This is a genomic window from Branchiibius cervicis, assembly GCF_042661605.1.
GTDB lineage: Bacteria > Actinomycetota > Actinomycetes > Actinomycetales > Dermatophilaceae > Branchiibius > Branchiibius cervicis.
The window spans coordinates 3,627,618-3,651,792 of record NZ_JBHSWJ010000002.1 but is presented as its reverse complement, the minus strand read 5'-3'; the positions used below and the strand labels follow the sequence as shown (position 1 = coordinate 3,651,792).

The following is a 24,175-nucleotide window of genomic DNA, read 5'->3' as shown; positions in this document are numbered from 1 at the left end:
CATCCCTTGCCCGCGCCGTTGTGAAGCAATACTTTCATAGTTATGAAACATCTGTTTCGCAATCGCGATACTGTCGCCATGCTGTCCGGGCGGACGATCAGCGTCTTCGGCGACGCCGTGCTGGACGTCGTCCTCCTGTTGCACGTGCACGACTCCGGGCGTGGCGGGTTCGCGATCGCGGCGCTCATGGCCTGCGAGGCACTGCCGCTGGTACTCCTGATGAGCGTTGCCGGCCGGATCGCCGACCGTTACGACTCGCGAGTCGTGCTGCTGTCGGCGACCCTCGCCCAAGGCGCCCTGTGCCTGAGCCTGCTCTGGGCAACGCAGCTGGCAGCGCTGCTGATCGTCGTACTCCTGATCCAGTCCGCCCACGCCATCGCCATGGCGACCTGGTCCGGACTCGGGCCGCGCCTGGTGCGCCCTGAGCAGTTGGGGCACCTGATCTCTACTGTGCAGGGCCTGGGGGTCGGTGCCCAACTCGCAGGTACGGCGATCGGCCCGGTCCTGCTCTCCCTCGCCGGCGTGCCGGGGACCGTGATCGTGGATGCGGCCACCTTCGTGGCGCTGAGCGGGTTCGTCCTGGCCATCCGCGCCCGCCGACGTGTAGGCCGGCCAGCAGCCAAGGCGCCGGGTCTGCGTGTGGACTTGCTGCGCCGGGACCCGCGCATCTGGGCCTTCGTGCTCACGATGCCGATCGTCGTGCTCTTCCTGGTCGGCTCCAACGTGCTCGATGTGTTCCTGGTCCGGGATGAATTGCACGTACCCGCAGCGTGGTTCGGGCTGTCGACGATGGCGTGGGGTGTCGGCGCACTCGTGGGTGCGGTGGTCGCGGCCCGGTTGCCGGACGACCGAGCGCGATTCGCAGTTCTACCAACCAGTCTGGCGGGTATCGGCCTCCTGTCGGTCGGGACCGGCGCAGCGCCGAGTTTCGCCGTCTACCTCCTATGCGGCGCAGGAATCGGCGTCTTCAACGCCGTGCTCAACGCCGCCTTCGGCACGGTGCTGATGTCGGGCACGCCGGACGAGGACCGCGGCAAGGTCTCCGCCGCAGTCAACGGGATCACCCAGACTGCGGCGCTGGCCGGGCTGCCACTGGGTCCGGCGCTCGGCAATCTCCTGGGAGTGCGTGGCGCGCTGGTCATGATGGGCGCGGTGACAGCGGCGCTCTCGGCGGTGCTGGCAGCCCGCTTGGCCTGGAGCAGCCGCGTCAGGGAGATGGCCGACCGCTAGATCGAGACGTGGGCATCCGACGCGGCGGCATCCTGAGCACGACGCCGCACGATCACCGAGTTGACGATGGCCGCCACGATGAACGAGATACCGACCGCGCCGATCACGAATTCGCCCAGATGCCAGTGGATCGACAGCAGCAGCATGATCGCGAGCGCGCCGATCGCCCAGTGCGCTCCGTGCTCGAGGTACTTGTACTCACCCAAGGTGCCGTTGTCGACCAGGAAGACCGTCATTGACCGCACGTAGAGCGCGCCGACGCCCAGGCCGAGCATGATGATCAGCGGATCGGGGGTCACCGCGAAGGCACCGATGACCCCGTCGAAGCTGAAGGTCGCGTCCAGAACCTCCAGGAACATGAACATCGAGAACGCGGCTTTGCCCGCCAACAGCACGGTGTGCCCGGCCGAGCGGTCAGCGGCTTCCAATTCCGCTGTCCGCGCGGCGTCCCGCTCCTGCAGCACCGAGGACAATCCGTTGACCAGCAGATAGACCACGATCCCGAGCAGTCCCGAGAAGAGCACCGTGGTGTCCTCGGAATCCGGCACGAGGAACTGCGAGACCAGCAGCAGCACGGTGCCGGCCACCGCGACGGACAAGGTCGAGAGCCGGCCCAGCTTCTGCAGCGGCCGCTCGATCCAGGACAGCCAGGTGATCTCCCGGGACCCGTCGAAGAGGAAGTCCAGGAACAGCAGCAACAGGAACATCCCGCCGAAGGCCGCGATCGAGGGATGCGCATCGTTCAGCAGGTCGGCGTAGCTACCCTCCTGATCCACCGAACCCTTCTGCAGCGCAAGGTGAACCGCCTCGACGGGAGTGACGCCACCGGACAGGCACACGATCACGAACGGGAAGATCAACCGCATGCCGAAGACCGCGATCAAGATGCCGACGGTCAGGAACATCCGCCGCCAGAAGTGATTCAGCCGCACAAGGTACTTCGCGTTGACCGCGGCGTTGTCGAAGGAGAAGACGATCTCCACCAGGATCAACACAGCGGTCAGGTAGACCCCGGCCCACGAGTCATAGAGGAAGGCGATGACCAGCACCGCGAGGGTGATGATCAGGTCGATGCGAAAGTGCTTGAGTGCCTTCACGACTCGATCTGCTGCGAGCCGCCGGTCGGCGGCAGCTGCTGACCGCTTTGCCGCAGCGAGCGCTCGACGTAGGGCTTGGAGCGCTCGATCTGGGTCTGCAGCGCGCCGATGGTCTGCTGCATGTTCTGCGCGGCCTGGATCCGGAAGGTGTCGATCTCGTCCATCGCCTGGAAGACGTTGTCGAAGGCCTTCTCCAACTTCTCGACCTCGATCGTGCTGCTGGCCGCCTGCTCCTGGATCTGCACGCCCTGGGTCTTCAGCTGCTCAGAGGTGGCCTCGATCATCGAGGAGGTCGTCGCGTTCAGCGACGAGATCTGATCGAGCACCAGCTTCTGCTGCGCCAGCGCCTGGGAGGTGATGACCGCCGTACGCAACGCCGACACCGTCGTCGTCTGCGCCCGGTCCACACCGCGGATGAGTTCCTGGTTGTTCTTGCGCACCAGATCCAGCGCGAGGTAGCCCTGCACGGAGACCGCCATCTGGGTCGCGATGTCCTGGCGGCGTTGGCGCACCGCGAAGAGCACATCGGACTGCAGGATGTTGGCGTCCTCGGTCTGTCCGGCAGCCTGCAACTCGGCCACCTTGCGTTGCACCTCGGCGTCGAGCGCCGTGGCGAGTTGGTTGTATTCACCCAGCTTCTGCATGGTGTTCCACATGTTGGTGCGCTCGACGTCGATCGACGCGTTGTCCTTGCGCAACTCGTCCTGACCTGAGGCCAGCGATCGGATGATGGCATCGAGATGGGACTGCGCGGACTGGTACTTGGCGAAGTAGTGGTCGACCTTGTTACCGCCGGGCAGCCACTTCAGCAGCTTCTTCACCCCGGTCAGGTCGGCGCGGTGCGGGTCCAGGTCCGTGACCGTGTTGCGCAGGTCGACCAGCGTCTTGGCGACCTTGCCCTGGGGGAGCTGTCGTCCATCTTCGCGGCCGGTCGCTGGAGCATCCGGTTGGAGACTTCGGAGGACCGTTTGATGTCCGAATCGCCCATCAGGATGATCGAGTTGACCTTCTCGGTGAAGGCCGGCGACTTCATGTCGATGCTGGTCAGATCCTCGACGAACGCCTTGGCGCGCGCGTCGATCTTGGCCTGCGCCTCGCTGGAGACCGGCACCGCCTGGACGGCCTGTTGGTCCTCGATGACCGCGACCGGAGCGGGCGGGTCCAGCACCAGAGCCGTGGAATTGACCGGCGCGACGTCGGGAACGGCCGGGGTGGGAGTGGGTTCGACGGTGGTCACCGGCGCGGCAGGTGCCGTGGCCGGCGCGGACGCCGCGGGCGCAGGTGCAGGTACGGCGGCCTGCGGCTGGGCGGGCTCCTCCGGTGTGGGGGCGTCCAGGTCGAGATCGGACATCTGATTCCTCCTCATGCGCCCTCAACGGCGCGGATCGACTGCACACCACTGTAGGGACGGCAGGCGTGACTGTCCGAACCAACGACTATGAAGCCGGTACAGGTTCCCCTGTGTCGTCGCCTTCTTCGCCCGCGACCAGCGACGCCACTTCTGCCTGCGTTTCCTCGGTGACCGGGTACTTCGTCTTGTAAATCTCGGTCAACGCCACGCAGGTCGCACCGATCGGCACCCCCAGCAACGCTCCGGCCACACCGAACAATTGCCCGCCGAGTACCGCGGCACCGAAGGAGACCGCCGGGTGCAGATCCACCGCCTTCGCCGAGATATTGGGCTCGATGGTGAGGTTCTCGATCTGCTGGTAGACCAACGCATAGATCAGCACCCACAGGCCGTTGATCCAGTGCCCCGAGGTCAGGCCGACGACCACCGGCAGGATGATCGAGATGTAGGTGCCGACGTTGGGCACGAACTGCGCAACGAGGCCGGTCCACAACGCCAGCGGCAGCCAGTAGGGCAGATCGATCAGGTAGAACGCGACGGCGCTGCACGCGGAGTTGATGGCGGCCAACACCACACGGGCGGCCATGTAGCCGCCGACCTTGATCTTCATGATGTCCCATGCGGCCAGGAAGGGCACTTGCCGGTGCGGCTTCATCCGCGACGCGCACCAGGTGCGCAAGTGGGGCATCGACGCCGAGATGTAGTAGGCGAAGAAACCGAGCACGAACAGGCCGAGGAAGCCCGACACGATCGAGGCGATCAATCCCAGGAGGCCGCCGGCCACGTTCTCGACGTACCCCGCCAGATCCGAACTGGACAGGTCCAGGTCCTTCAACAACGTGTCGCTGGACATCGAGGAACCGCTGACTCTGTTCCACCAGGACAACACGTCGTTCGTGATCGACGGCACCGCCTTGATCAACGAGACCAGCTGATCGATGAAGAGGTTGCCGAAGACCAGGATGAAGGCGACCACGCAGATGACCGCGATCACCATGACCACACCCGTGGCTACGCCGCGTCGCATCCGCTGGCTGAGCTTGGCGACCGCCGGCTCCATGGCCAGCGCCACGAACCAGGCGGTGACGACGTTGACGATCAGGTCGGCGCCGCGCCAGACGATCAGACCGACCAGCGTGCATAGCAACGCAATTCCGACGACCAACCAGGCCCGGCGCCAGAAGGGCCGGTCAGACTCGTCCGAGAGCACCTTGAGATCGGCCATGAACCCAACCTAGGGGTCAACTACGAGCGGTTTCCAACAATCTCAGCCACACTTCGCTGACCGTCGGATACGAAGGTACGGCGTGCCACAGCCGGGCCAGCGGCACCCGCCCGGCGATCGCGATCGTCGCAGCGTGCACCAACTCAGCCACCTGGGGGCCGGCGAAGGTCGCCCCGACGATGAGGTCACCGTCGATGACCAACCGCGCCTGCCCGGTGTAACCCTCTGCCTCCAACGACGCTCCCGCCACCTGCGCCAGGTCGTAGTCGACGACTCTCGCGTCCGGCGCCTGCGCTGAGGTGAGGCCGACCGCGGCGATCTGGGGCGTCGTGAAAACGACCTGCGGGACGATTCCGTCGTCGGCAAGATCGCGGAACTCATCGCCATCGAGTGGCTGTCCGCTCGCGCGCGCGGCGATGACCGCCCCGGCGATGCGGCCCTGGTATTTGCCCATGTGGGTCAACAACGCCTTGCCGTTGACGTCGCCCACCGCGTAGAGCCAGGGATGGCCGGGAACGGTGAGGTGTTCATCGACCCGCAGGTAGCCGTGATCCGTGCTGACACCGACACAGTCCAACGCCAGGTCGGCGGTGCCGGGCGCCCGCCCGGCGGCGACCAGGATCTCGTCCACCTCAGCCCGGCGATCGGCGTACGTGATGGTGAGCGGTCCGCCGTGCACGTGCCCGACCCCGGTCTCACGCGCATCCGGCCGGCTCACCGACTCGATCGAGGCGTTCAGCACTACCTCGACCCCCTTGTCCCGCAGACCGTTCAGCACCAGCTCGGAGGCAAAGGGTTCGACCCGTTCCAGCGGGCGGTCGCTGCGGCCGATCATCGTCACATCCGCGCCGAGTGCGGCCAGCCAGGTCGCCGCTTCGCAGGCGACGACGCCCAGGCCGAGGATTGCGATGCGACCCGGCACCTCGTGCAGGTTGGTCGCGTCCCGGGAGGTCCAGGGGTACGCCGCGCGCAGACCCGGGATGTCCGGCACCACCGCGGTCGTGCCGGTCGCCACGATCACCGCATGCCGGGCGCGCACGGTGCGCTGGTTGCCCTCTGCGTCGGTGATGGTCACCGCGCGCTCCCCGCTGAGCCGGGCGTGCCCGCGCAGAACATGGATGCCCTCGCCCTCGGCCCACTTCACCTGTCCGGAGTCGTCCAGGTGCGACGTGAAATCGTCGCGCCGCTGCAGGGTCTTGACCAGGTCGGGGTGGACGTCGCCGGTCAGCGGCAGGGCGTGCGCTGCGTCGGCCGCTTCGATCGGTCGCAGCAGCGCCTTGCTCGGCATACAGGCCCAGTAGGAGCACTCACCGCCGACGAGTTCACTCTCGATGAGGACGGCAGTGCGGTCGCTGCCCTGGATCGCGTACTGTGCGGCGTTCTCGCCCGCGGGGCCACCGCCGATCACGACGACGTCGTAGTCCTCATGCGGCGCAGGTTCGGAGCTCATACCTCCACGGTAGGTGTGCGGGCTGGATCACCGTCGCCTTTGGGACGACCGGCGAAGCAGGCGGTCGAGCAGACCCGGCGCGCGCTCGGCGTACTCGGGAGCGCCCAGCGCCCGCAGGTCGGCACTGACCCGCGCGCTGTCGCGGTCGGCACAGGCGAATTGGTCGTGGTGGCTGAAACTGTTCGATGTGGTCATGCATCCAGCGTGGCGGCTTTCATTCGTTAGTACCAGCGATTGTTTCTTCACCACTGTTTAGCTCTGCTGTACGGTTATCGGGTGATCGATGTTCACCGCTTGAGGGTCTTCCGTGCCGTGGTCGCCAGCGGCTCGGTGCAGGCCGCTGCGACCAACCTGGGCTACACACCCTCCGCCATCAGCCAGCACCTGAGCGCGCTGCAGAAGGAGACCGGGTTGGCGCTCTTCGCCAAGGACGGCCGCGGCATCTCCCCGACGCCGGCCGGGCGGGTCCTCGCGGAGCAGAGCGATGCGGTGATGGCGCAGCTGTCCCGGTTGAACGGGGTGGTCGACGACCTGCGGGAGGGCCGCACCGAAACCCTGACTATCGCCAGCTTCGCCTCCGCGGGCCAGGTGTGGATGCCGCAGGTGGCACGCGGATTGCGGGACGAGTTCCCCGATCTACAGCTGACGATCAATCTCAACGAGTTGCCGGCTTCGATCGGCCCCGACGGTGCCCAGTTGGACCTGCGCACCGAGGACCCTTCCGGACCGCCGAGCACCATGGCCGGTTACACCCGCACCGTGCTGTGCGAGGAGGAATACGTGGCCGCAGTGGCACTCGATCACCCTCTGGCTCAGGCAGATTCGATTCTCCTAGCAGCGCTGGCGACCGAGCGCTGGATCAGCGACACCAGCGGAGCCGACATCTGCGCCAAGATCCTGCGAGGGGCGACCCAGGCCGCCGGCTTCACGCCGCGGTTTGCCGCCGTGACCTCCGATCATCACTCGTCGTTGGCGTTCGCCGCCGCCGGCATCGGCGTCGCGGTCCTGCCGCGGCTCACGGTGACGCCACCACCGCCGGATGTCGCGATCCTGCCGATCAACGACGGGCCGCGGCGGCGGATCGTGGCGTTCGTGTTGGACGACGCCACGACCTCAGCGGCGGTGCAACGGGCCGTCGAATTGCTGCGCGTGGTCAGTTGCTGAGTGGCCCCCAGGCATCCGCGGAGCTTCGGCCCGCGGATGGAGATCCGGTGGAGCCTCAGCTGATCGGGCTCAGGTTGCAGCCGTTGCCACGACTGGTGATCAATTTCGACGTCCGCGCCCACGAGCCCGGGTCGACCGCCGAGGGCGCGCCCGATTGGGGTACGACGTACGCCCGGTAACCGTGTAACCGATCCACCCAGGTGGGCTGGTATCGCTCCTGCGTAGCGGTGATCGTGCCGTCCGCAGCCCGTTCGAACGTGACGATGACACCGATGCCGTCCTGGGTCTGCACCGGATAACCGAATTGCGTTCCCTGGTCGGACAATTCATTGCCCAGTCCGTAGTTGACGAACATCGCGCCGATCTTGTCGCAGCCCTGCACGACGTGCGGATGATTGCCGATGATCCAGTTCACGGCGCCGGACTGGCCGATCTGCTGAGCAAGCGCGATGTCGTCGGCGTCCGGGGTGAATTTGAACTGCGTACCCCAGTGCATCGAGACGACCACGATGTCGGCGCCGGCGGCCCGAGCAGCCTTGGCATCGGCGATGATCCCCTGCGCCCCGATCACACTGAACAGGTTCTTCTTCAGGAACGGTGCTGCTGCGGGCGTGCCCGTCTGGCTTCCTTCGGCGAAGTTGTCCAGCGTGTAGCTGTAGGACAACTGGGCGATCTTGAAACCGCCGGCTTGGTACCACGCGGGTTGTCCCGGCGTGCCGTCCGCACTGTCCTGCGGCCCGGCCAGCTGCAGACCGTTGGCGCTCATGATGGCGCGCGTTTGCACCATTCCGGTCAGCCCGTTGTCGAAGGTGTGGTTGTTGCTGAAGCTGCAGCCGTCGTATCCGGTCGCCCTGATCACCGGCGCCAACTGATGTGGACTGTTGTGCACGATGCCGTGGCCGAGATTCGTATTCGATTGGGTGAGAGGCGTTTCCAGCTGGCAGATGGCCACGTCGGCTTTGCTCACCAACGGCTTGAGCCCGATGAGTTGCGGCCTGAAGTCGTACCCGCCACCGCCCGCGTCGGCCTTGGCCCGGGCGATCAGGCCTTCGTTGGTGAAGATGTCACCTCCGGCCATGATCGTGACACTGCCCACCGGTTCGGCCGCGCTGGTGGACGTAGCCGGCGGTGTGGTCGCGGTGCTGCTACCCGGGGACGTGAGGGCCGACGAGGTGCCGGTCGAGGAGGAGGTGGGGCTCGGCGTACCCGATGAACCGCCGGAACACGCCCCCAGACCCAGGACCAGGCTCGTCAGGGCGATGAGAGGGGCTCGACGGGCGATCACCGAACGGCTCAACTCATCGCGGTCAGATCACAGCTGTTGCCAGCCTTGTGGATCTGAATTTCCGTGCGGCCGTAGGAGGTCGGGTCGATCGCGGCAGAAGCACCATTCTTGGGCACGAGGTAGACGCGGTAGCCGTGCGTGCGGTCCACCCACGTCGGCTGGTACTTCTCCGCGGACGGGGTGATCTTGCCGCTGGCGTCGCGGGTGAAGGTCACCTCGACGGCGATGCCGTCCTGGCTCTGCGGCGGGAAGCCCCACTGCGTGCCCATATCGGACAACTCGTTGCCCAAGGAGTAGTTGACGATCATGTTGTCGATGCGCTCGCACCCGTGCACGACGTGCGGATGGTTACCGACGATCCAGTTGACGGCCCCGGACTTGGCGATCTCCGCAGCCATCTGGGCGTTATCGTCATCGTTGGTCATCTTGTGCTCGGTGCCCCAGTGCATGGAGACGATGACCAGATCCGCACCCTCGGCGCGGACCGCTTTGGCGTCGTCGATGATGCCTTGGGCGCCACGGACCATGAAGAGATTCTGTTTGAAGAACGGTGCATCGCTGGGCGTGTGCGTCATATTGCCCAACTGCAGGTTGTCGGCGGAGTAGGTGTAGGACAGCTGCGCGACCTTGAAGCCCTTGGCCTGGTACCACGCCACTTGTCCGCCCGGGGAGTTCGCCGGTTCGTCGGCACTATCCAGGGGTCCGGCCAGTTGCAGCCCGTTCGCCGTCATGATCTCGCGGGTCTGCTTCATCCCGGACAGGCCGGCGTCGTAGGTGTGGTTGTTGGCGAAACTGCAGCCGTCGAAACCGACGTCCTTCAGCGCGGTCGCCAGCTGGTAGGGACTGTTGTGCCGCTTCTGGTAGCCGAGGTTGGTGTTGGTCTTCGTCAGCGGTGTCTCGAGCTGGCAGATGGCCAGATCGGCTTCGGACACCAGCGGTTTCAAACCGGCGAGCATCGGCACGAAGTCGTATCCGTTGCCGCCGGCGTCCTTCTTGGCCTGAGCCATTGGCAGCTCGTTGGTGAAGACGTCTCCGCCGGCCATGATCGTGATGCTGCCGGGCGCTTTGCTACCGCCCGCTGTGGCCCCCGCGGAGGTGCCGTGCGACGAGGACCCGCCGATCGCCGCACCCGCTGGAGGCGTCCCGGCCGGGCGCCCGTTGTCGTTGCTGCACGCGGCCAGGCCGAGGGCTGCAGTGGCGATCAAGGGCAATAACGCGGTACGGCGGGTGGGCACCCCCGATGGTAGGTGCCCGCCCGCCGTACTTCCTGTCAGGCAGCAGCCGTGTCGGTCTCGACAGCGCTCGGCTGGATGCGCGACGGCAGCGCGGTCGGCTCGACCCGCTTGCGTCGCGAGGGGAACTTCAGCTTCGCAGCCAGGTGGTTCGGCAGCGACAGGCGGATGACCTTCATCCAGGCCGAGCCGACCTGCTTGGGCAGCGGGCCGGTCAGGTACTGCAGGCCGTATCGGTTGCACACGTCCTCGACGGCCGGCGCGATCTCCTGGTAGCGGTTGCTCGGCAGGTCGGGGAAAAGGTGGTGCTCGATCTGGTAGCTCAAGTTGCCGGTCGCGATGTGCATCGCCCGGGAACCGGAGATGTTGGCCGAGCCGATCATCTGGCGCAGGTACCAGTCGCCGCGGGTCTCACCGACGATCGAGGTGCGGGTGAAGGTCTCGACACCCTCCGGGAAGTGCCCGCACATGATGACCGAGTGGCTCCACAGGTTGCGCGTCACGTTGGCGATGGCGTTGGCGGCCAGGGTGGACTTCCACGCGCCGAACGGGGCAGCCAGCAGCGGGTTCAGGACGTAATCCTTGGTCATCTGCTTGCGGATCTTGTTCAGGACCTTCTTGCCGTTGGTCTTGAAGACTTCCTTGTCGCCCTTACCGGCCATGACCTTGCCGATCTCCAGGTCGTAGGCGGCGATGCCGTACTCGAAGAAGCAGGCGTTGATGCCGTTCCACAGCGGCTGGAACAGGAAGAACGGGCTCCACTTCTGGTCCTCGTCGACCCGCATGATGCCGTACCCGAGGTCGTTGTCCTTGCCGAGCACGTTGGTGTAGGTGTGGTGCAGCTCGTTGTGCGAGTGCTTCCACAACTCGGCGGGGGCCGCGTTGTCCCACTCCCAGGTGGTCGAGTGGATCTTCGGGTCGCGCATCCAGTCCCACTGGCCGTGCATGACGTTGTGCCCGATCTCCATGTTCTCCAGGATCTTGGCGACGGCCAGGCCCGCGGTGCCGATGAAGAACGCCGGCTTCCACTTGCTGGCCAGCAGCACACCGCGGCTGCCCATTTCCAGCCAGCGCTGGGTCTTGATGACGGTGCGGATGTACTTCGCGTCGGCCTCGCCGCGGGTGTCGATGACCGACTGGCGGATGGCGTCGAGCTCTTTGCCGAGGGCTTCGATGTCCTCACGGGTGAGGTGGTCGATGGGGCTGGTTTCCTTGCGCTGCAGGGCAGTCATGGGGTGCCTTTCCTGGGTACGTCGAGCGGTCGGGTTGGTCTGTCGGTTCTAGAGGACGATTTCGCATTTCCCGGCGGCGGCCGAGATGCAGGTTTGGACGAGGACGTTGTCTCCATCCAGGGCTTGGGTGACTTCACCGGTGCGCAGGTCGCGGACCGCGCCTTCGCGCATCGGCAGGACGCAGCCGTAACAGATGCCCATGCGGCAACCGGACGGCATGAGGACGCCGGCTTCTTCGCCGATGTCGAGGATCGGTCGAGCGCCGTCGCACTCGAGTTCCTTGTCGATCTCGGTGAAGTGGACGGTGCCGCCCTCACCGGGCTCGACCAGCTTGGGCCGGAACTGCTCGACGATCAGCTGATCCCGGCGGCCTTCGCGTTCCCAGTGCGCTTCGAGCATCTCCAACATCCCAGCCGGGCCGCAGGCGAAGGTCTGCCGGTCGCGCCAGTCGGGGACGAGCTCGTCGAGCTCGGCCGGGTCGAGCATGCCGTGGGTGTCGGTGTGCCGCTCCAGCAGCGTGAGCTTGCCGTCGTCGGCGAGTTGCCGCAGTTCGGCGGCGAAGATGACGTCCTCCGGGCGCGGCGCGGAGTGCAGCATGACGACGTCGAGATCGCCCCGCCGATTCTGAGGAGATCGCGAATTCTGAGGGTCTGCTGCCTCGGAATCACCTCTCGAACGTCGATTTCCTCGAAATCCGTCGCCGCCCGTGGCCACGGTGTGCCGCAGGATGCCCATCGCGGGGGTGATGCCGCTGCCGCCGGTCAGCAGGAGCACCGGCTTGTCGAGGTTGTCGGGCAGGACGAAGTCACCCTCGGCCTGCTCCATCTGGACGATCTGCCCCTCGCGCAGGTGTTCGTGCAGGTAGGTGCTGACGGCGCCGCCGGTGAGGGCCTTGACCGTTACCGAGATCAGGCCGTCGGTGCGCGGGCCGGAGGTGATCGAGTAGGCGCGCCACAAGCGGATGCCGTCGATGTCGACGCCGATGCGGGTGTACTGCCCGGGCCGGTGACCGGCCCACGTGCGACCCGGCTGGATGACGACGGTGATGGCGTCGTCGGTCTCGCGGACGATCTGCTGCACCCGGCCGCGCAGGACCGTCGAGGTCTTCAGCGGGTCGACCAGGTCGATGAAGTCCTCGGGCAGCAGCGGGGTCGTGAACCCCTTGACGACGCTGAAGGCCCGCTGCTTCCAACGGCTGGGCTCCGCCGTCTGCTTGCGGAAGCGATCCCCGGAATTACGGACCGGTTTGCCCGAGGGTTGCCGGGCCAGAGCACCGGTCTCCGGGCTGGCATCGCCACCATCGGTTCGCATGAACATCACCACCCTGCCAGTGTGGTGGTGTTCAGGGCGTAAAATCTTGGCCAGACAACGTGAATCTCTGCCATAGAACTATCCAGCGCGAACAACTTCGGGAGGGTCATGGACGCCAAGGTCACGAGCCCGGCGCTCGGAGCGCGCCAGGTGGCCGCCGTCAGCCGCGAACTGCCGCGGATCGCGGTGCAGTGCGTGGACGCGATCGTGACCGAGGTGCCCGCCTACCGCGCGGCGCTGCGCGGGGACCTGCGCCTGGCCATCGAGCAAGCCGTGCAACTGGCGCTGGCCGGCTTCTTACGCCTGGCCGCCGGGCGGCGCGTGGGTGACCCGTCCACCCCCATCGAGCAGTCCCTCGCGGGCGCCTACGAGTTGGGGCGCGGGGAGGCCAAGAGCGGCCGGCGGATGGACTCGTTGCTGTCGGCCTACCGCGTCGGCGCACGTACGGCGTGGCGCGAGATGTCGTCGCTGCCCGCCGTGCAGAGGGCCTCGGCCTCCGACGTGGCGCACTTCGCCGAGCTGGTCTTTGCCTACATCGACGAACTGTCCGCCTCGTCGGTGACGGGACATGTGGATGAGCTGACCGACGAGACAAATTCCCGTGGTCGATTGGCGAATGCGCTTCTGGCCGAACGCGATCCGGCGACCATCGAGACTCTCGCGGCGGAGACGGGATGGGCGCTGCCGAACTGGCTGACCGTCGTACTGGTAGCTCCCACCCGGCTGTCCATGTTGCTCGGCCGGCTGCCCGACGGCTGGTTGCGCGCCACCGACGATCCCGGCCGGCACGGGCTGACCGTGTTCCTGGTGCCCGGCAGCCGGGGACGCCTGCTCACCGCGTTGGGCGACAGGCGCGCGTACGTCGGGTGCACCCGTCCGTGGGCGCAGGTCGCCACCTCCTACGGCCGGGCCGCCCGCGCGGCAGAGCTGGACGCCCTGGGCGCGTTCGCCGCGGTGGAAGGCCCGATCGACACCGACGCGCACCTGGCGACGCTGGTGCTGAACTCGGACGTCGGCGCGCTCGCTGACCTGAGGGCCAAGGTGTTGTCGCCGTTGTCCGAGGAGAACCAGTCCTCCCGCGAGCGACTGGCGGAGACGTTGCGGTCCTGGCTACTGCACCAGGGCCGGCGCGATGCGGTGGCCGAGGAATTGCACGTGCACCCGCAGACGGTGCGTTACCGGATGACCCGCATCCGGGAGCTTTTCGGCGAGTCATTGGACGATCCGATCGTGATCCGCAACCTGGTGATCGCCCTGGCGTGAGAGAACGAGTGTCGGGCGACCTACATCAGTTTCTTTGAAGCAGAAGGCCAATAACATCTGTTGGACAGGATGGCTGCCCTGCTCAAGACTCGACCCATCACCATCAGGCCGGCGCAACGTCGCGCAGCGCAGATGACGACCGGAAGAGCCCCCTATGTCTGAATCCATCGAACCGCTGCGAGACGTCGAGGTCGTCGTGATCGGCGCCGGTCAAGCCGGCGTCGCCGCGAGTGAACACCTCGGCCGGTACGGCATCGACTACGTCGTCCTGGAGCGGGACCGCATCGCCGAACGCTGGCGCACCGAGCGCTGGGACTCCCTTGTCGCCAACGGTCCCGCCTGGCATGACCGTTTCCCGGGCCTGGAATTCGACGACGTCGACCCGGACGGCTTTGCTGCCAAGGAGCAGGTGGCGCACTACTTCGAGAAGTACGCCGCCATGATCAACGCGCCCATCCGCTGCGGCGTCGACGTCACGAGCGTGCAGCGCGTCGACGGCGGTGCCGGGTTCCGGGTCGAGACCTCCGACGGGTCGTTCACGGCTCGCTACGTCGTCGTGGCAACCGGGCCGTTCCAGACGCCGGTCTTCCCGCCGATCGTCCCGCGTACTGATGGCATCACCCAGATCCACTCCTCGTCGTACTACAACCCGCAGCAACTGGCACCGGGCAACGTGCTGGTGGTCGGTGCCGGATCCTCCGGTGTGCAGATCGCCGAGGAGATCAACGCCGCAGGCCGCGAGGTCTACCTGTCCGTCGGCCCGCACGACCGGCCGCCAAGGTCCTACCGCGGTCGCGACTTCGTCTGGTGGCTGGGCGTTCTCGGCCTGTGGGACGCCGAGACACCGCCGCAGGGAGCCGAGCACGTCACCATCGCAGTGAGCGGGGCGAACGGCGGTCACACGGTCGACTTCCGGCGTCTCGCCGAAGCCGGCATCACGCTCGTCGGGCGCACGCAGGCCTACCGGGACGGTGCCCTCACGTTCGGCGACGACCTCGCCACCAACATCGCCCTGGGCGACGAGAACTACCTCGCCCTGCTCGATGCCGCCGACGCGTACGTCGAGCGCAACGGTCTGGATCTTCCGCCGGAGCCCGAGGCGCGGGTCATCGGCCCGGACCCGGCGTGCGTCACCGATCCGCTGCGCGAGCTCGACCTGGCCGAGGCCGGGATCACGACGATCATCTGGGCGACCGGCTTCACCCAGAACTACGACTGGCTGAAGGTCGATGCCTTCGACGAGTCCGGCCGACCTATCCAGCGCCGCGGCGTCAGCGCCGAGCCCGGGGTGTACTTCCTCGGCCTGCCGTGGCTGTCCCGCCGCGGCTCCAGCTTCATCTGGGGTGTCTGGCACGACGCGAAGTACGTCGCCGACCACATCCAGACCCAGCGCGGGTACCTCGCCTACTCCAGCTGAGTCCCACATACCCGAAGCCCCCGCGATCCGACCAGGATCGCGGGGGCTTTGCGGTGCCTCGAATCCCTACTGCTCGTAAGCGAGCGAGCGGTCGAACTCCCACGCCGGCGCGAGCTGCGTGACCTCACGACGGAATGGCACCACGTCGTTGGGCAGGACCGGAGCATCGAACTCCTCGGCGGCCTTGCGGCCGGACCACACCGCGGCGGCGATCGTGCCCGGTGCCCAGCAGTCGCCGACACCGCGCACCGTGGCCAGCCGGCCGTCAGCCGCCATCGGGGAGAGCTGGTTCAACAGCTCTTCTCGTGGCAACCGCGCCGTCACCATCACGACGGCGTCCGCGTCGAGCGATCGCACCGATCCGGTGTAGACGTCGGCCACCTGGACCGAACCGGCCTCGACCGACACCAGGGCGGTGTCGATGACCCGGGCGACTCCTTTCTCGATCAATCGAGCCTGGATCTTGCCGACCTCGAAGGTGTGCTGGGTCCACGGCGACACCTGGGAGGTCGTCGTCACGATGGACACGTCGTACCCCTCGCCGGCGAGCAACTCAGCCACGACTCCGCCCAGGTAGTAGTAGTCGTCGTCCCACACCACGACCTTCTTGCCCGAGGGGCGCGAACCTGTGAAGAGGTCGTTCGGGGTGAGCACCGAGGCTCCTTCGGCCACCGGCACGGGTGTGGTGTGCCAGCGCCCGACCCCGTCTGCGCGCCACGTCGAACCGGTCGCCACGATGACGTGTTCGAAGCCGAAATCCTCGATATCGCCTGCGGTCATGGGACTTTCGCGGTAGACCTCAACGTTCGACAGGTCCTCCAGCGCCAGCTCGCGGTAGTCCCGCACCCGACCCCATGCGCTGAGCCCGGGCAGCTTCGACTCGTCCGTGACCCGGCCGCCGAGGTTGCGCGACCCCTCGACGAGCGTCACTTCATACTCGCGTACGCCGAGTGCCCGGGCCGCCTCCAACCCCGCCGGTCCGGCGCCCACCACGAGCACCTTGGACTTGGACTCGCGGACCCGGATCTTCTCCGGATGCCAGCCGCGGCGGAACTCCTCACCCATGCTCGGATTCTGCGTGCAGCGGATCACCGACATGGTCTGATCACCGGTGACGCACACGTTGCAGCCGATGCACTCCCGGATCTTGTCGAGGCGACCTGAGCGAATCTTGTTGGGCAGGAACGGATCTGCGATAGAGGGCCGGGCGGCACCGATCAGGTCCAGGATCCCCTTGCGCACCTGGCGCACCATTTCGTCCGGAGACGTGAACCGGCCCACACCCACCACAGGCTTGCTGGTCAGCGATTTCAGCCCCGCGACGTACTGCTCCTGACTACCTTCGGCCCCGAATCGGGAGGTCAGGGAGCACTCCTCCCACGAGCCCATCGCGAAGTCCCACAGGTCCGGCACCTCACCGACCGCTTCCAGCACGGCCGAAATGTCCTCCCGTCCGACACCGCCGACGCCGAACTCCCCGTCCACGGCGATCCGGCAGGCGACCGCGGCACGACCGGCGACCTCCTCCTGGGTGTCCTCGAGGATCTCCCGCAGCAGGCGCATCCGGTTCTCCACCGAGCCGCCGTACTCGTCCGTGCGCTGGTTGTAGCGCGGCGAGAGGAAGTGGTGCAGCCCGCTGTACCCGTGCGCGGCGTACACGTAGATCACGTCGTAGCCGAGGTCGACGGATTTGCGTACGGCGGTGCGGTGCCACCGGCGCAGATCGGCAATGTCGGCTTTGGTCATGGCTCGCGCCTGCACGGGCGCGATGGTGTCGGGCGCCACCGGCAGATGCGCGGGCCCTAAAGGGGTTTCGCGACTGTAGAGGTTCGGAGCGTTCATCCCGTTGTGCGCCAGCTCGATCCCCGCGAGGGCGCCGCCTTCGTGGATGGCGTCGGCGATCCGGGCCAGGACGGGCAGGTCCTGGTCGTCCCAGATCCGCAGCTCGATGAAGGGGGCGATGTCGGAGGTCGCGTGGATCTCGACCTGCTCGGTGCACACCACACCCCAACCGCCTTCAGCCTTCACCCGCCGCATCGCGGCCTGCGCGCTGGGGTCGCGGTATCCCATGCCGTTGCAGTGGGGCACCTGGTAGAAGCGGTTCTTGGTCGTGCGCGGCCCGATCTGGACCGGCTCGAAGAGAATGTCGTACGGCGAGGGGCTGGCGTGGTCGGTCACGATACGTCCTTGGTGGGTGCGAAATAGTCGATGCCGGTCCACGCCAGGGCGACGGCCCCGTCGAAGAGCGCCTGCTCGGCGACCGGACCGACACAGTGGTCGGCGAATTCCTTCTGATGGTTGACGGCCGGCAGACTGCCCACGCCGATGTACGGGTGGATCGCCGGCACCGTCAGGGAGACATTGCCGAAGTCGGTCGAGGCCCGGTTCATCCGGCCGCCAAGCTCCGCGTCGGCGAACGACCGGCCGAGCGCCAGAGCGTTGGCCTTGTAAAGGTCGAGAACATCCTGCGCCGTGCGGAATTCGCTGTACGGCGCAGACTCCGGCTCGATGGTCAACTCACATCCGGTCGCCAGTGCGCCCGCCTCGAAGCAGCGGCGCACCTTCTCCTCGACCAGGGTCAGCTCGGCCAACGTCTCGGCGCGCACGTACCACCGGCCCTCCGTACGATCCGGAATGACGTTGGGTGCGTCGCCGCCCTTGGTGACGATGCCGTGCACCCGCACCGAAGCCGGAAACTGTTGGCGCAGTAGTGCAATCGCCAGTTGAGCGACCGTGAAGGCGTCGGCTGCGTTGACGCCCTGCTCCGGGTACGCCGCTGCGTGCGCGGCCTTACCGGTGTAGGTGATGTGCGAGTGCGACACCGCGAACGGTTGCGCCTCGGCGACGTCCACCGGCGCCGGGTGGGCCATCATGGCCAGGTCCAGCCCAGCGAAGGCACCGCGTTCGAGCAGTTCGATCTTGCCGCCACCGCCTTCTTCCGCCGGCGTGCCGTACACCTCAACGGTCAGGTCCAGGTCGGCGGCTACCGCGGCCAAGGCGCGGCCGGCTCCGACGGCGATCGCGGAGATGAGGTTGTGCCCGCAGGCGTGCCCCAGACCCGGCAACGCGTCGTACTCCGCCATGATGCCGACGCGCCGTGCACCCGAACCGGCCACGGCGCGGAAGGCGGTCGGCAACCCCAGGTAGGGCTGTTCGACGGTGAAGCCAGGCCCGAGCGCTGCTGCCACGGCTGCGCTGGAGCGCTCCTCGTGCCACGCCGTCTCAGAATCGGCGTGCAACTGCTCCGACAAATCGATGAGCCCAGCCCGGTCGGCAGCTACCGTCTGACGGGCCACCTCCTTCAGGTCACTCATCACCCGGAACCCCGTACGCGGGAGCGGTGCTCGGATCCAAGCCGCGGGTTACGTAGTCCGCCTCCTGCGGAGCCCACAACTCCCACAGCTGCTGCAGGTCCGCCAGCGGAGAATCCGACCAGTCGACCCGCAGGTCGGTCACCGGCCAGGACACCCGGTCCACGATCAGCATCCCTGCCGAGTGCACCGGCCCGGCCTCACCCCCGCGTCGGCCCCGGCGCGCAGGGCCGCCATGAGACGGTCACCGAGCACCAACCCGGCGGTCCGTTCGAACTCGGCCAGCATCGCGGCCGGTACCCCGTCGTCGGCCAGCAGATTGCCGGCGGCCACGGCACCGTCGCCGACGGCGCTGCCGTGCACACCGAGCGTGCGTGGCCCCGAGTGCGCCGCGGCACCGCCACGGCCGTCGACGATGGTCAACTGGCGGTATTCGCTGAACGGTCCGGCGTCGACGACCCGATCCAGCGCCTCCTGGGCGGTGTGACCCGCCTCGACCGCATCCAGCAGGGCGACGCCCAACGACGGATCGGTGATGTTCTGGCTGGCCGCCACACCGACGCCCGCCCGTGCGTGGGCGCAGCGCGCGGCGACCGCCGGGCTGGACGACGACACGATGATGCCGAAGCGCCCGGTCCGCGGACAGCGCGCCGCCAGGGAGAAGGTCACGGGATCACCGCGACGACGCCGACCTCGACGAGCCATTCGGGCCGGGCCAACGCCTGCACCACCAGGCCGGTCGAGACGTAATAGACACCGGCCAACCGCTCGCCCATCACCCGGTAGACGTCCTCGCGGTACCGGATGTCGGTGAGGTAAATGTGGCAACTGACGATGTGCTCCGGCTGCGCACCCGCCTCCGAGAGCAGCAACAGGATGTTGTCGCAGACCTTCTGGGTCTGCCCGGCCGCGTCCCCGACCGCGACGTTCTCCCGGGTGTCGAGATCCTGCGCGACCTGCCCGCGGACGTACACCGTGTTGCCCGCGACGACGGCCTGGCACAAGTCGTTGCCGAGATTCTGCTCGGGGTAGGTGTCGGCGGTATTGAACGGGCGGATGCGGCGGTGGCCGCCGACGACGATCTCGTCGGTCACGGGTCAGACTCCTTGTTGGTGTGGGATGGCGTCGGTGATCAGGTCGGCGGCACGCTCGGCCACCAGCATCACCGTCACGACCGGGTTGGTCGCGGTCAGGGTGGGGAAGACGGAGGCGTCCGCGATCCGCAGACCGGCGACGCCACGCACTGCGAGCTGCGGGTCGACCACTGCCTCCGGATCGTCGGGCGCGCCGATCCGGCAGGTGCCGCTGACGTGATAGACGGTCTGGTGGGTGGCCCGCAGGATGGCCGACAGCTGCTCGTCGTCCTCGATCTGCGCGCCCGGGAAGAGTTCCTGTCCGACCCAGGAGCGCATCGGCTCGGTCTGCGCGATCCGCCGGCCCCGGCGTACGCCCTCGACCAGCAGGTGCTCGTCGCGCCCCTGCGCGTCGGTGAAGGAGCGGTAGTCGATGGCCGGCGGCACGTCGGGATCCGCAGAGGTGATCCAGGTGCGCCCGCGGGACAGCGGCCGGGCGACGTTGGGCGCGATCGAAACGATGTTGTGCGGCAGCGGTTCCTGGCCATGCTCGGCCCGGTAGCGATCGGCGTGTACCGCCCACGGCTCGACCGGGAAGTGCATCAAGATATCGGGGCGGTCGTCGGGTGTCGCATCACTGATCATGGCGCCCGCGTCCCAGCCGCTCGCGCAGGTGTCCGGCGGCGTCCGCCGCGCCTCCCACACCACCAAACCCTCGACGTGGTCCTGCAGGTTGGCACCGACACCGGGCAGCTGGTGCTGCACAGGGACGCCGGCCGACTGGAGTACGTCGCGTGGCCCGATCCCGGACAACTGCAGCAGCCGCGGGGTGTCGATGGCGCCGGCGCACAGGATGACCTCTCGGCGGGCGGAAACGGTGGCCCTGGTGCCGTCGGCGGACCGCACCCGGACACCGGTCGCGCGCCCGCCGTCGTCGGACAGCACGATCTGCGTCGCCCGCAACCCGGTGAGGATCGTCGGCAGCGGGGTACCAGGCGCCGCCTCGTGCAGATAGTGGATCGACGTGGACGCCCGCACCCCGGAGTCGGAGTCGTAGCCCACCTCGAAAAAGCCTGCGCCGCAGGGCGATTCGTCCAGTCTGCCGTCGTTCCAGGCGTCCTGCACCGGTACGCCGAGTGCGGACGAGGCGCTGACCACCACGTCCGCGACGAACGGGTTCCGGTCCTTGGGCGCCACGGGTTGGATCGGGGTCTGCAGCCGCTTGTAGAGCGGCAGCACGGAGTCCGGACCCCAACCGGTCGCCCCCAGTGACTCCCACTCCTGCAGATCGGAGGCCAAGGGACGCCAGGCGATCATCGTGTTCGCGGTGGAGCAGCCGCCGAGGATCCGTAGCCTCGCCAGCCGGATATGGGAGTTGCCGCGCTGGTTGGGAAGGCTGCGATAGTCCAGGTCGTACTCGCCCTCGAGCATCTCGGCCCAGCGGCGCAGATAACGAGCGCGCGGTTCGTCCTTGTCCGAAGGGCCCCACTCGATCAGCGCCACGTCGCGACCGCGCTCGGCCAACCGAGCGGCCAGCAACGATCCCGCGGTCCCGCCGCCCACGACCACGTAGTCGTGGACCGCGTCATCCATAGTGCACCCAGGTCGTCTTGAGTCCGGTGAATTTGTCCATCGCGTGCAGCGAGAGGTCCCGGCCGTATCCGGACAAGCCGAAGCCGCCGAAGGGCGTCGAAACATCCAGGGCGTCAACGCAGTTCACGGACACGGTGCCGGCTCGCAATGCGGCCGCGACGCGGTGCGCACGGCGCAGGTCATCGGTCCACAATCCTGCGGCCAGCGCGTACGGCGTGCCGTTGGCGACCGCGATCGCTTCTTCCTCGGTGTCCACCACGTGCGTCACCAACACCGGTCCGAAGATCTCGGTCTGCGCAATGTGCGCGGTGGGAGCGACGTCCACGAGCACCGCCGGTCGCACGAAACAGTCCGTCGCAGAGCCAGATGGAACCTCGCCGCCGACGACGGAGGAGGCCTCGTCGGCGCCCGCGGCGAGCAGCGAACGCACCTGTGACGCCTGGCCGAGACTGACCAACGGGCCCATGTCGGTGGCCGGGTCCAACGGGTTGCCGACCGTGATGGCGGCCGTGCGCGCCAGCAACCGGTCAGTCAACGCATCCGCGACCCCGCGCTGGACGACGAGCCGGGAGGTGGCCGAGCACACCTGCCCGGCGTTGGTGAAGATGCCGCCGGTGACACCGGCCGCCACGGCGTCGAGATCGGCGACGTCGTCCAGGACGACCACGGCGCTCTTGCCACCGCATTCCAGCCAGACCTGCTTCATGTTCGACTCGCCGGCGTAGCGCTGGAACAGCTTGCCGACCTGCGTCGACCCGGTGAAGGTCACCGCGTCGACGTCCGCGTGGCGCCCAAGGGCCTGCCCCACGACCGGGCCGTCGCCGGGGACCACCGACAACACACCGTCGGGAATGCCCGCCTCCGTGGCCAGTTCGCCCAGACGCAACGCCGACAACGGCGTCTCCTCGGACGGCTTGAGCACGACGCTGTTGCCCACGGCGAGCGCCGGCGCCAGCTTCCAGATGGCCATCTCCAGCGGGTAGTTCCAGGGCACGACCGCTGCGATGACCCCGAGCGGTTCGCGGGTGACCGTAGCCAGATCGCCCAGCCCGGTCGGTGCCACCTGGCCGTAGACCTTGTCCAGGGACTCGGCGTACCAGCGCAGGATCGCGGCAGACCCGGGGATGTCGATCGCGGTGGTGTCGACGATCCGCTTGCCGCCGTCGCGGCTGTCCAGCAAAGCGAGCTCGTCGAGGTTGGCCAGGATCAGGTCGGCGAGGCGGGTGAGCACGCCGGCCCGCTCACGGGGTGCCCGCCGGCTCCACGCCCCCGATGCGAACGCGCGTCGCGCCGCCGCCACCGCCAGGTCGACGTCGTGCTCGTCGCACTCGGCTACCTCGGCGATGATCTGCCCGGTTGCCGGGTCGATCGTCGGACGGGTGCGGCCGCTGCTGCTGGCAACCGGTCGGCCGTCGATCCAGGCCAGGCCGGAGGGGCGCAACGCAGCCGCCGCGGCGGTCCATTCGGGGGCAGTCTTCACAGGGTCGATCCTCACACCACGGCGTCGGCAGCCAGCACGACGTGCGAGCTACGGGCGGCCCTGGCCCAGAAGTAGTAGACGGGACAAATGATCGCCAGACCCACGATCCAGGAGATGTCGACCCCGTTCATCGCTGTGGCGATCGGGCCGGTGTAAAGGTCGTTGGACAGGAACGGCAACTGCACCAGGATGCCCAGGACGTAGCAGCCCACGGCCGGGACGTTGAGCTTGCCGTAGATGCCGCCGTCCGCCTCGAAGAGCGAGTCGATGTCGTAGTCGCCGTGCCGCAGCAGGTAGTAATCGACCAGGTTGACGGCCGTCCACGGGATCAGCACACACATCAGCAGCAGCATCAGGTTGCTGAAGTTGCCCAGGAAGTTGTCCTTGCCGAGCAGTCCGATCGTGCAGCTGATCGCGAAGAGCACGAGGCACACCACCACACGCATGGCGGCCTTGGGTCGCCAGTTCGGCCAGAGGGTCTGCCCGATGGTGAGCGTGGACAGGGCGCCGCAGTACAGGTTCATCGCGTTCGTGGCGGCGATGCTGATCCCGAAGATCGCCAGCACGAAGATCCCGAAGACGCCGGATCCGTCGCGCACCGCGGCGATGGTGTCGTCCTTGGGGAAGGCGGCACCCAGCACCGCGCCGAGCAGCATGGGCAGCAGCGAGCCGAGCACGCAACCGGAGTAGGTCGCCCAGAAGGCCGCGCGCACGCCGGTGTCCTTGGGCATGTACCGCGTGTAGTCCGACACGTAGGGGGCGTAGGCGATCTGCCACAGCGCCGCGAGGGACAGCGTGCTCATGAAGCCGGCCCAGGAGAACGCACCGACGGAGAAGGTATCGCTCGGCAGTTTGATGACGAAGAGCATGACCAGCGCCAGTAGCAGCGCCACGCCGGCGAGGGCGCTGATGACCCCGGCCATGGCGTGAATGACCTTGTAGCCGAAGATGGCTCCGGCGACACCCAGGACACCGACGAGCAGGATGGCCGGAGTCTCGCCTATCCCGACCAGGCTGGCGAGGGCCTGGCCGCCGAGGACCATGTTGCTGGCGAAGAACGCGGTGTACATCAGCACCACGATGGTGACGACCAGCAGGCTGCCGTACGAACCGAATTGGGCTCGCGTCTGCAACATCTGCGGCACGCCCATCTGCGGACCCTGCGCGGCGTGCAAGGCCATGACCACGCCGCCGACGAGGTTGCCGATGACCAGCGCGATCGCAGCCGCCCACACGGGCAGACCGAAGACGAGAGTGGCCAGCACGCCGGTCGCGACCGTCAGCAGCATGATGTTGGAGCCGAACCAGATGGTGAACAACTGGGTGGCACTACCGTGCCGCTCGTCCTCCGGGATGTGCTCGATGGTGCGAGCCTCGAGAGTCTCTGTGAGCGTGGGGTTTTCGTGTGACGTTGCCATGGAGCGTCTCCTAGCAGGGCGGGTGCGCGGGGCGCGATGTCGA

General features: G+C 67.4%; 20 protein-coding genes and 1 pseudogene. 4 read left to right on the top strand and 17 right to left on the bottom strand.

Annotated features, from left to right (window positions below; all coding sequences use genetic code 11):
• Window positions 1-42 precede the first annotated feature (42 nt).
• Window positions 43-1,230 carry an MFS transporter gene (locus tag ACFQBT_RS18875; protein WP_377825110.1) on the top strand — a complete coding sequence of 396 codons (1,188 nt, stop codon included), beginning with the start codon at window positions 43-45 and terminating at the stop codon, window positions 1,228-1,230.
• On the opposite strand, the gene ACFQBT_RS18870 is transcribed toward ACFQBT_RS18875, so the two are convergent.
• From ACFQBT_RS18870 to ACFQBT_RS18845, 6 genes are all read right to left on the bottom strand, one after another.
• Complete coding sequence (locus ACFQBT_RS18870) at window positions 1,227-2,327, bottom strand: DUF475 domain-containing protein (protein WP_377825108.1); 1,101 nt, start codon at window positions 2,325-2,327, stop codon at window positions 1,227-1,229. The genes ACFQBT_RS18875 and ACFQBT_RS18870 overlap by 4 nt on opposite strands.
• Complete coding sequence (locus ACFQBT_RS18865; protein ID WP_465252300.1) at window positions 2,324-3,199, bottom strand: toxic anion resistance protein; 876 nt, start codon at window positions 3,197-3,199, stop codon at window positions 2,324-2,326. The genes ACFQBT_RS18870 and ACFQBT_RS18865 overlap by 4 nt, the downstream gene beginning before the upstream one ends.
• Window positions 3,154-3,678, bottom strand: coding sequence for a hypothetical protein (locus ACFQBT_RS18860; RefSeq protein ID WP_377825615.1), 525 nt, complete (start codon window positions 3,676-3,678; stop codon window positions 3,154-3,156). Before ACFQBT_RS18860 ends, ACFQBT_RS18865 begins: the two co-directional genes overlap by 46 nt.
• An 85-nt stretch (window positions 3,679-3,763) precedes the next feature.
• Complete coding sequence (locus ACFQBT_RS18855) at window positions 3,764-4,903, bottom strand: AI-2E family transporter (protein WP_377825107.1); 1,140 nt, start codon at window positions 4,901-4,903, stop codon at window positions 3,764-3,766.
• A 16-nt stretch (window positions 4,904-4,919) separates the two neighbouring features.
• Window positions 4,920-6,353: a dihydrolipoyl dehydrogenase family protein gene (locus tag ACFQBT_RS18850; protein WP_377825105.1), complete on the bottom strand. Its 1,434-nt coding sequence runs from the start codon at window positions 6,351-6,353 to the stop codon at window positions 4,920-4,922.
• 27 nt (window positions 6,354-6,380) lie between these two features.
• The gene (locus tag ACFQBT_RS18845; RefSeq protein ID WP_377825103.1) at window positions 6,381-6,548 is read right to left on the bottom strand and encodes a hypothetical protein; all 168 of its coding nucleotides are present in this window, start codon (window positions 6,546-6,548) and stop codon (window positions 6,381-6,383) included.
• An 81-nt stretch (window positions 6,549-6,629) separates the two neighbouring features.
• Here ACFQBT_RS18845 and ACFQBT_RS18840 point away from each other — a divergent pair, with 81 nt between their 5' ends.
• A complete protein-coding gene (locus ACFQBT_RS18840) occupies window positions 6,630-7,517 on the top strand; it encodes a LysR family transcriptional regulator (RefSeq protein WP_377825101.1) in 888 nt (295 codons plus the stop codon).
• A 55-nt stretch (window positions 7,518-7,572) separates the two neighbouring features.
• Here ACFQBT_RS18840 and ACFQBT_RS18835 read toward each other — a convergent pair whose 3' ends face one another.
• The 4 genes from ACFQBT_RS18835 to ACFQBT_RS18820 are packed head-to-tail and all read right to left on the bottom strand — an operon-like array spanning window position 7,573 to window position 12,577.
• Entirely contained in the window at window positions 7,573-8,814 is a 1,242-nt protein-coding gene (locus ACFQBT_RS18835; RefSeq protein ID WP_377825099.1) for a CapA family protein, read from the bottom strand.
• Window positions 8,811-10,037, bottom strand: a complete 1,227-nt coding sequence (locus ACFQBT_RS18830) for a CapA family protein (protein ID WP_377825097.1) — start codon at window positions 10,035-10,037, stop codon at window positions 8,811-8,813. Before ACFQBT_RS18830 ends, ACFQBT_RS18835 begins: the two co-directional genes overlap by 4 nt.
• 35 nt (window positions 10,038-10,072) lie before the next feature.
• The gene (locus tag ACFQBT_RS18825) at window positions 10,073-11,266 is read right to left on the bottom strand and encodes a fatty acid desaturase family protein (RefSeq protein WP_377825096.1); all 1,194 of its coding nucleotides are present in this window, start codon (window positions 11,264-11,266) and stop codon (window positions 10,073-10,075) included.
• Between the two features lie 48 nt (window positions 11,267-11,314).
• Complete coding sequence (locus ACFQBT_RS18820) at window positions 11,315-12,577, bottom strand: ferredoxin reductase (RefSeq protein ID WP_377825094.1); 1,263 nt, start codon at window positions 12,575-12,577, stop codon at window positions 11,315-11,317.
• 108 nt (window positions 12,578-12,685) lie between these two features.
• Here ACFQBT_RS18820 and ACFQBT_RS18815 point away from each other — a divergent pair, with 108 nt between their 5' ends.
• Together ACFQBT_RS18815 and ACFQBT_RS18810 are read left to right on the top strand one after the other, a co-directional pair.
• The gene (locus ACFQBT_RS18815; protein WP_377825092.1) at window positions 12,686-13,840 is read left to right on the top strand and encodes a PucR family transcriptional regulator; all 1,155 of its coding nucleotides are present in this window, start codon (window positions 12,686-12,688) and stop codon (window positions 13,838-13,840) included.
• A gap of 154 nt (window positions 13,841-13,994) precedes the next feature.
• Entirely contained in the window at window positions 13,995-15,257 is a 1,263-nt protein-coding gene (locus tag ACFQBT_RS18810; protein WP_377825090.1) for a flavin-containing monooxygenase, read from the top strand.
• 66 nt (window positions 15,258-15,323) lie between these two features.
• Here ACFQBT_RS18810 and ACFQBT_RS18805 read toward each other — a convergent pair whose 3' ends face one another.
• The 7 genes and pseudogenes from ACFQBT_RS18805 to ACFQBT_RS18775 all read right to left on the bottom strand — a co-directional run bounded on the left by ACFQBT_RS18805 (window position 15,324) and on the right by ACFQBT_RS18775 (window position 24,132).
• Window positions 15,324-17,435: an oxidoreductase gene (locus ACFQBT_RS18805; RefSeq protein ID WP_377825088.1), complete on the bottom strand. Its 2,112-nt coding sequence runs from the start codon at window positions 17,433-17,435 to the stop codon at window positions 15,324-15,326.
• Window positions 17,432-18,571, bottom strand: a complete 1,140-nt coding sequence (locus tag ACFQBT_RS18800) for a M20 family metallopeptidase (RefSeq protein WP_377825087.1) — start codon at window positions 18,569-18,571, stop codon at window positions 17,432-17,434. Before ACFQBT_RS18800 ends, ACFQBT_RS18805 begins: the two co-directional genes overlap by 4 nt.
• Window positions 18,564-19,273: pseudogene (locus ACFQBT_RS18795) on the bottom strand (DUF1028 domain-containing protein). The gene ACFQBT_RS18800 and the pseudogene ACFQBT_RS18795 overlap by 8 nt, the downstream one beginning before the upstream one ends.
• The gene (locus ACFQBT_RS18790) at window positions 19,234-19,662 is read right to left on the bottom strand and encodes a RidA family protein (protein WP_377825085.1); all 429 of its coding nucleotides are present in this window, start codon (window positions 19,660-19,662) and stop codon (window positions 19,234-19,236) included. The pseudogene ACFQBT_RS18795 and the gene ACFQBT_RS18790 overlap by 40 nt, the downstream one beginning before the upstream one ends.
• 3 nt (window positions 19,663-19,665) lie before the next feature.
• Window positions 19,666-21,234 (bottom strand): GMC family oxidoreductase, encoded by a 1,569-nt coding sequence (locus ACFQBT_RS18785; RefSeq protein ID WP_377825083.1) that lies wholly within the window; start codon window positions 21,232-21,234, stop codon window positions 19,666-19,668.
• On the bottom strand, window positions 21,227-22,714 hold the full coding sequence (locus ACFQBT_RS18780) for an aldehyde dehydrogenase family protein (RefSeq protein ID WP_377825081.1): 1,488 nt from the start codon (window positions 22,712-22,714) through the stop codon (window positions 21,227-21,229). The genes ACFQBT_RS18785 and ACFQBT_RS18780 overlap by 8 nt, the downstream gene beginning before the upstream one ends.
• 11 nt (window positions 22,715-22,725) lie before the next feature.
• Window positions 22,726-24,132 (bottom strand): purine-cytosine permease family protein, encoded by a 1,407-nt coding sequence (locus tag ACFQBT_RS18775; protein WP_377825080.1) that lies wholly within the window; start codon window positions 24,130-24,132, stop codon window positions 22,726-22,728.
• Window positions 24,133-24,175: the final 43 nt, after the last annotated feature.